Genomic DNA, 7,061 nt, shown 5'->3' on the forward strand with positions numbered 1-7,061 from the left:
TGTGCTTGAGCTATCTCCTGAATTACTGCTTGCCCCTGCACCTTCCTCTATATAATCTGCTGATACATATCCATTTGTGCCATTATAGCTTATATGATACCAATTACCTTCTTTTCCTAGTATACTTACATTTTCACCATTTCTTAAATGTCCTAATACAGCATAGTTTGTTCCTGCTCCTGATCTTATATTTAATGTGCTACTTACATTTACTACATGTCCTGCTTTACTTGTGCTTGAGCTATCTCCTGAATTACTGCTTGCCCCTGCACCTTCCTCTATATAATCTGCTGATACATATCCATTTGTGCCATTATAGCTTATACGATACCAATTGCCTTCTTTTCCTAATATAGTTACATTTTCATTATTTCTTAAATGTCCTAATACAGCATAGTTTGTTCCTGCTCCTGATCTTATATTTAATGTACTACTTACATTTACTACATGTCCTGCTTTGCTTACATTTGATTCAGTAGAAACAACTACTAAATTAGTAGTTTGTGCCGATGTTTTTTGTAAATAATCTGCTGATACGTATCCAGTAGTACCATTATAATTTATACGATACCAATTGCCTTGTTTTCCTATAATATTTACTATTTCACCATTTCTTAAATATCCTACTACAGAGCTTCCTGTTCCTGCTCCTGATCTTATATTTAATGTACTGCTTACATTTACTACTTGTCCATTTCCACTATCAGCCTCTTCAGTAGCTGCTGATTGGCTTGAAGCATTTCCCTTTTGTACATACTCTTTTGATACATAGCCAGTATGACCATTAAAATCTATTTTATACCATCCAGACTCTTCTCCTGTGATAGATACACCTTGTCCATTTAATAAATATCCTATTGCTTCTGATGATGTTGATGCCGCACTTCTAACTCTTAAGTTACTTGCCACATTGACTACAACACCACTTTCTGAAACTAATGAACTTCTCGCTTTAGTCTCTTCATGAGATTCTGTCATTGTTTGTATAACATCATCTATAGTAGTTTCATTTCCTGTAATTTCTTGAACATATTTTGCTGATATAAAGCCTACTGTATCTTGGCTCTTTATGTTATACCAGTCACCTACTTTTGATATAATTTCAAATGTATCTCCATTCTTTAGTGTACCTAATGAGATAGAATTTGCGTCTGCTGTTTGTCTTATATTTAGTTGACTATTTACATTAATAACTCTTCCCTTTTTAGTATTTGGTAGAGTATCTTGCTTATTTTCAATAGTTCCTACCTCTGCAGTAGATACCTGATTATTTTCTATACTTATATAATTTTTTGAAACATATCCTTCTTTATCTTCAAAAGAAATTCTATACCAATCTCCTTTTTCTGATAATATTTTAATTTCTTGACCATTATAAACGTATCCTATAGTGTCATAATCATTTCCTGCATCTGATCTAACCCTTAAATTACTGTTTACATTAATTACTTTTCCTGTAGTATGTAAACTAACCTCTGATGTATCATTCTTTTTAACATCATTATTTATATTCTTATCAATTTCATCAGCTTGTACAACGTTTCCTGATAACCCCACGCTTCCTGCTATTGCTGACGATGCAACTATTAACTTTAATACTTCTCTCTTTTTCATTATTCATTCTCCTCTTAATCATGATACACTATTACACTTCTTCCATTATACCATAATATATCCATTATTCAGACTTTTTATCTTAAAAATAATAAAAAAGTAGCTTAGAAATCACTTTTCCATGTAAGAAATACTTTTTTAGCCATGTCAGAGTTATTAAAGTCATATACTTTCTTATAATGAAAAAATGACTTCAATATTATTCATTTTTATAATATTGAAGTCATTTTCATTATACTCTATTCTCTATTTTCTTATTATCTCCAAAATTTGATTGAACCTTAAATACTGATGTAGAAACTCTTCTATATAAAATAAATGTAATTATTGATACAACTACCGCTTTTATTCCATTAAAAGGTAAAAGTCCTATTGTTACATACTTCATTAAGTAAGTTGAATCCATTTGCATACCGTAAGCTGGTAATAATAAATATACATTAGAAATTATACCCACTGCTTCCATAACAAGAGCACCAACAATCATACCTATGATAGCTGTTTTTTTACTTCTATGTTTATTATAAATAATAGATGCTGGTAATATAAAAGCTGCTCCAACTAAAAAGTTTGCAAGTTCTCCTATTCCTCCTGTAGATGTTCCTTTTATAAGCAAATGTAATACTAACTTTAAAATTTCAATAACAATTCCTGATAATGGACCAAAGGCAAAGGCACCCATTAGTACTGGAACTTCGCTCAAATCCATTTTTAACCATGGAAATAAAGGTATTACTGGCACTTCTATAAACATTAATATAAATGCAATTGCTCCTAATACCGAAATTTTGATAGACCTATCAAGTTTTTTTGTTTCACTATTCAAATTTATCCCTCCCCAAGTAATCTTCTAGGGTATTAATCAAAATATAACCCCCCGACTATAATAAAGTCAGGGGTACAAATTACAAAAATCAATTTACATTTTGATATATTACCTTCTTTCATCCAGACTATACTGTCGGCTTCGGAATCTAACCGAATCTGCTAAAACTTAGCTCGCGGGCTATACCGCCGGTGGGGATTTGCACCCCGCCCTGAAGATATCCTCATATTTTTTTGATAATTCTATTATATACTTTTTATTAATTTTTTTGCGACATCTTTCATTGTTAAGCTTATTCTCTTTCTTTTCATATCAACATCAATAATTTTAACTTTAATTACATCTCCAACTTTAACTATATCTAAAGGATGTCTTACAAATTTATCTGCCATTTGACTTTTATGAACTAATCCATCTTGATGTACTCCAATATCAACAAAGGCACCAAAATCAGATACATTTCTTACTGTTCCCATAAGTTCCATTCCTGGCATTAAATCTTTTAAATCTATTACACCTGTTTTTAAAATTGGTTTAGGCATTTCATCTCTTGGATCTCTTCCTGGTTTTTGTAATTCCTTAATTATATCCTTTAATGTTAATTCTCCAATTTCTATTTCACTTTCAATATTTTTAAGACCTTTTTCTTTAACTCTTTCTTCTATATCATCAAGTTTTTTATTCTTTAGGTCCTCTTTAGAGTATCCTAAAATTTCAATAAGTCTTTTTGCTTCTTTATATGATTCAGGATGGACTGAAGTATTATCAAGAGGTTCACTACTTTCTGCAACTCTTAAAAATCCTGCACATTGTTCAAAAGCTTTTTGTCCAAGTCTCTTAACCTTTAATAATTCTTTTCTGCTTTTGAATCCACCATTTTCATTCCTATACTCAACAATATTTTTTGCTATTGAAGAGTTAATTCCAGAAACATATGTTAAAAGTGAAGGAGTGGCTGTATTTAAATCTACCCCTACTTTGTTAACTGAATCTTCAACTACACCTTTTAAAGATTCTTCTAATCTTTTTTGAGTAACATCATGTTGATATTGCCCAACTCCTATAGCTTTAGGATCAATTTTTACAAGTTCAGCTAATGGGTCTTGAAGTCTTCTTCCTATAGAAATAGCACCTCTTACTGTAACATCTAAATCTGGATATTCCTTTGTAGCAAGCTCTGATGCTGAATAAACTGAAGCACCAGCTTCTGATACTATTACATAAGCTAATTCTTTTCCTGTTTCTTCTTTTATTTCTTTAAGCATTTCTGAAATTACCTCTTCTGATTCTCTAGAAGCAGTACCATTACCTAAAGATATAACATCAACATCATATTTCTTTATAAGTGCTTTTAAAGTTTTCTTAGTACCTTCAATATCTTTCTTTGGAAGGGTTGGATATACAGCTACATTTTCTAAGAACTTTCCTGTGCTATCTAATATAGCAACCTTACATCCAGTTCTAAAACCAGGGTCATATCCCATAACTGTCTTACCTTTTATAGGTGCTTGCAATAAAAGAGATTTAAGGTTTTCCTTAAATATCATTATAGCTCCTTCTTCACCTTTATCAGTAAGTTCACTTCTTATTTCTCTCTCTATAGATGGGAATATTAATCTCTTATAAGCATCCTTAATTGCAAGCTTAATCTTTTCATCAGTAATAGAGTTCCCTTTTAGTAATTCCTTTTCTAAGTACCCTATAACCTTATCTTCATTAATAACTATTTTTACAGAAAGTACTTTTTCCTTTTCTCCTCTATTTATAGCTAAAATTCTATGTGGAGGTATCTTTTTAACTTCTTCACTATAGTCATAATACATTTCATAAGGAGTAGCCTCTTCAGATCCACCCTTAGATTCAATAGTTCCTTCTTTCATAACCATTTCTCTAATATGTTTTCTAAACTTAGCTTCTTCTGATATAGCTTCTGCAAGAATATCTAAAGCTCCATTTATTGCATCTTCTGAGTCTTCAACTCCCTTTTCTTTATTAATATACTTTTTAGCTTCTTCATTAAGGTCACCTTTAAAAATTCCACTAATAATTAAATTAGCTAAAGGTTCTAATCCCTTTTCTTTTGCTATAGTAGCACGTGTTCTTTTTTTAGGTTTATATGGTCTATATATATCTTCAACTTCAGTTAGAGTTTCAGCCTTATTTAAAGCATTAGTAATTTCTTCTGTTAACTTACCTTGCTCTTCTATAAGTCTTGAAACATCACTTTTACGTTCTTCTAAATTTCTTAAATATGTTAATCTCTCTGAGAATTTTCTTAAAACTTCATCAGAAAGTCCCCCTGTTCTTTCTTTTCTATATCTAGCTATAAAAGGTACTGTGTTACCTTCATCAAGCATCTCTATAACATTATTAACTTGATTAAGCTTTAATCCAAGTTCTTTTGATAATCTATCTTCTATATTAATCATAATCATCCTCCCATTTTTCTAAATAACACTTTTATTATAAACTTTTTTTCATTTTTAATAAATAACTCCCTCTTCTTTTAAAACCTACCCATTTCTGCTATAATTTAAACTGTAATTTTTTTACAGTAGGTGATGATAAATGAATAAACTTCTTTTAAAGGCAGTGTCTCTGTCTCTTATTATACTAATTCTATTGTTAGTTTTAGATTATTTCAGAATAATTACCTTTACAAAAACAATAAAAAATGTACTCGCTTTAATTACAGTAATTTTAACTGTATTTTCTTCTACAGCCGTAATATGTACAAGTAAATCAAATCTAAACAAATTTCTTAACTATGTAATATTAATAGCTACTTCTGCAGGTCTTGTACTGTATGAACTTAATAATTCTTTAAACAATGTTATCTATGCAGCACTGCTTTTTACAATTGTTTATGCATTGATGGACATGCTTTATAAAAGTCCTAAATAAATCTAATCATAATATATCTATTATTTTAATATTATTAAGTAAATCACGAATATAAGGATGTATTATGAAAAGAAAAATTTATAATTTAATTACACTAACATCGATTTTCTTATTAGTGGCATGTATATGTTGTAGATTATCTTATAAAAAATTTGATTCTTCTAATATTAAAAAAAATATAGATTATATTTCTTCTGAAGAATTTAAAGGACGTCTTGCTGGTAGCTCCCAAAATACTTTATTAGCTAAGAAAATAGAAAATAATTTTAAAGATTTAAAATTAAAGCCATTAGATGATTCTTATGAAGATAAGTTTTCTACCACTATTCCTAAGTACACTTGTGAAAAATCTTCACTTAAGCTAATTAACAAGGATAACAGTTCATTTGAATTTACTTTAGGAAAAGATTTTAAGGAAGATTTTTTAAGCTTTAAGAAATCTTCTATTCAATTTACAAAAGATGATCAGATTAATATATTTTCTAATGGTTTTTCTATATATAAAGATAATATAGAATATTTGTTTTACGTTAATTTAGATAAAACTTTTTCTTTTAGAAGTTCTTTTTATGAAGATTCTAAATATGGATTTGTTATTCAAATTTCAACTAATACTTTTTCTAAAATTCTAGATTCATTAAGAGAAGGTGCTATTTTAGATGTGGATCTTCCTTATACTACATCACAGGAAGAAATCTTTAATGTTGTTGGAATGATAGAGGGATATTCAAAAAATCTACCTCCATTAATACTAACAGCACACTTTGATCATGTTGGAGAAGATTCTCTTGGAAATTATTATCCTGGAGCTCTTGATAATGCTTCTGGTATTTCCTTTTTATTAGAACTTGCAAAAAACTACTCATCACTAAGAATACCAAAAAGAGATATTATATTCATAGCATTAAATGCTGAAGAACTTGGTTTAAAGGGGTCTGAAGCTTTTGCTTCAAAATACAAAGATAGGTTTAAGGGAGCAACTGTAATAAATTTCGATATGGTTGGCATTGATAATTATCCTATAACTTTAATGAGTGGAAAAGACTCATGTAATACTGATTCTCCTCTATTAAAGGATCTAAGAAATATTTGTGAATCAAATAATTTAGAGTTAGACAAATGTTTTGCTGATTCAAGCGACCATGCTTCTTTTATAAATAACAACTTTGATGCTATAACTGTATCACACTGTGACTTAAGCAATATTCACACTCCAAATGACACCTCTGATAAAATATCAGAAAATGCACTTGATTCGGTCTATGATGTTGTTAATAAAGAAGTTTTTAATTTGTCTTATAATGATGTGTTTTTATTATTCTATGACAATAGAACATTAATTTTACTTATATGCTATACTTCAGTATTGGTTTGTTATGGACTTATAAAAAGAAAAAAGGCTAAAGAAAAATGAGACTTCATACCTGGAGGGCACTGAAAAACTTTAAGTTTTTCTAGTGCGCTATTCCAAAATCAAAAAGAAGTTAATTAAACTAATAAATTTTAGTTACATTAACTCCCTTTTTGTTTAGTTTTTTGTGCTTTATTAGGATTTCTATCCTAATAACTTCAATATTCTTTTAACATTTACCGTGAATATTGCTAACGCACCTTGCATTTTCATGGCAATTAGACCTGAAGATGATGCTATATCATATCTATGTCTATGCTTTAATTCACTATTTTTTGCTTCTATTTTATAACGTTCCTTTGATTT

The 7,061-nt window shown here is 29.4% G+C and carries 5 protein-coding genes, 1 pseudogene and 1 riboswitch; of the genes and pseudogenes, 2 read left to right on the forward strand and 4 right to left on the reverse strand.

Annotation, left to right across the window (positions count from 1 at the left end; translation table 11 throughout):
• The 3 genes from BM384_RS14040 to BM384_RS14050 form a co-directional block, all read right to left on the reverse strand.
• Positions 1 to 1,614 (reverse strand): SH3 domain-containing protein (locus BM384_RS14040; protein ID WP_175537398.1); only part of this gene is annotated, 1,614 nt, incomplete at its 3' end.
• Positions 1,615 to 1,846: 232 nt separating this feature from the next.
• Complete coding sequence (locus BM384_RS14045; protein ID WP_090014508.1) at positions 1,847 to 2,440, reverse strand: ECF transporter S component; 594 nt, start codon at positions 2,438 to 2,440, stop codon at positions 1,847 to 1,849.
• A 106-nt stretch (positions 2,441 to 2,546) separates the two neighbouring features.
• Positions 2,547 to 2,663, reverse strand: a riboswitch (FMN riboswitch).
• Positions 2,664 to 2,685: 22 nt separating this feature from the next.
• The gene (locus BM384_RS14050; protein WP_090014509.1) at positions 2,686 to 4,869 is read right to left on the reverse strand and encodes a Tex family protein; all 2,184 of its coding nucleotides are present in this window, start codon (positions 4,867 to 4,869) and stop codon (positions 2,686 to 2,688) included.
• A 193-nt stretch (positions 4,870 to 5,062) separates the two neighbouring features.
• On the opposite strand from BM384_RS14050, the gene BM384_RS14055 reads away from it, so the two are divergent.
• The gene (locus tag BM384_RS14055) at positions 5,063 to 5,344 is read left to right on the forward strand and encodes a hypothetical protein (RefSeq protein ID WP_207650729.1); all 282 of its coding nucleotides are present in this window, start codon (positions 5,063 to 5,065) and stop codon (positions 5,342 to 5,344) included.
• A gap of 64 nt (positions 5,345 to 5,408) precedes the next feature.
• On the forward strand, positions 5,409 to 6,758 hold the full coding sequence (locus tag BM384_RS14060) for a M28 family metallopeptidase (RefSeq protein WP_090014512.1): 1,350 nt from the start codon (positions 5,409 to 5,411) through the stop codon (positions 6,756 to 6,758).
• A gap of 141 nt (positions 6,759 to 6,899) precedes the next feature.
• Here the strand turns inward: BM384_RS14060 and BM384_RS17435 are convergent.
• A pseudogene (locus tag BM384_RS17435) lies at positions 6,900 to 7,061 on the reverse strand (IS5/IS1182 family transposase); the annotation flags it as partial.

It is taken from the genome of Clostridium sp. DSM 8431 (assembly GCF_900116755.1).
In the GTDB taxonomy this organism is placed as follows: Bacteria; Bacillota; Clostridia; order Clostridiales; family Clostridiaceae; genus Clostridium.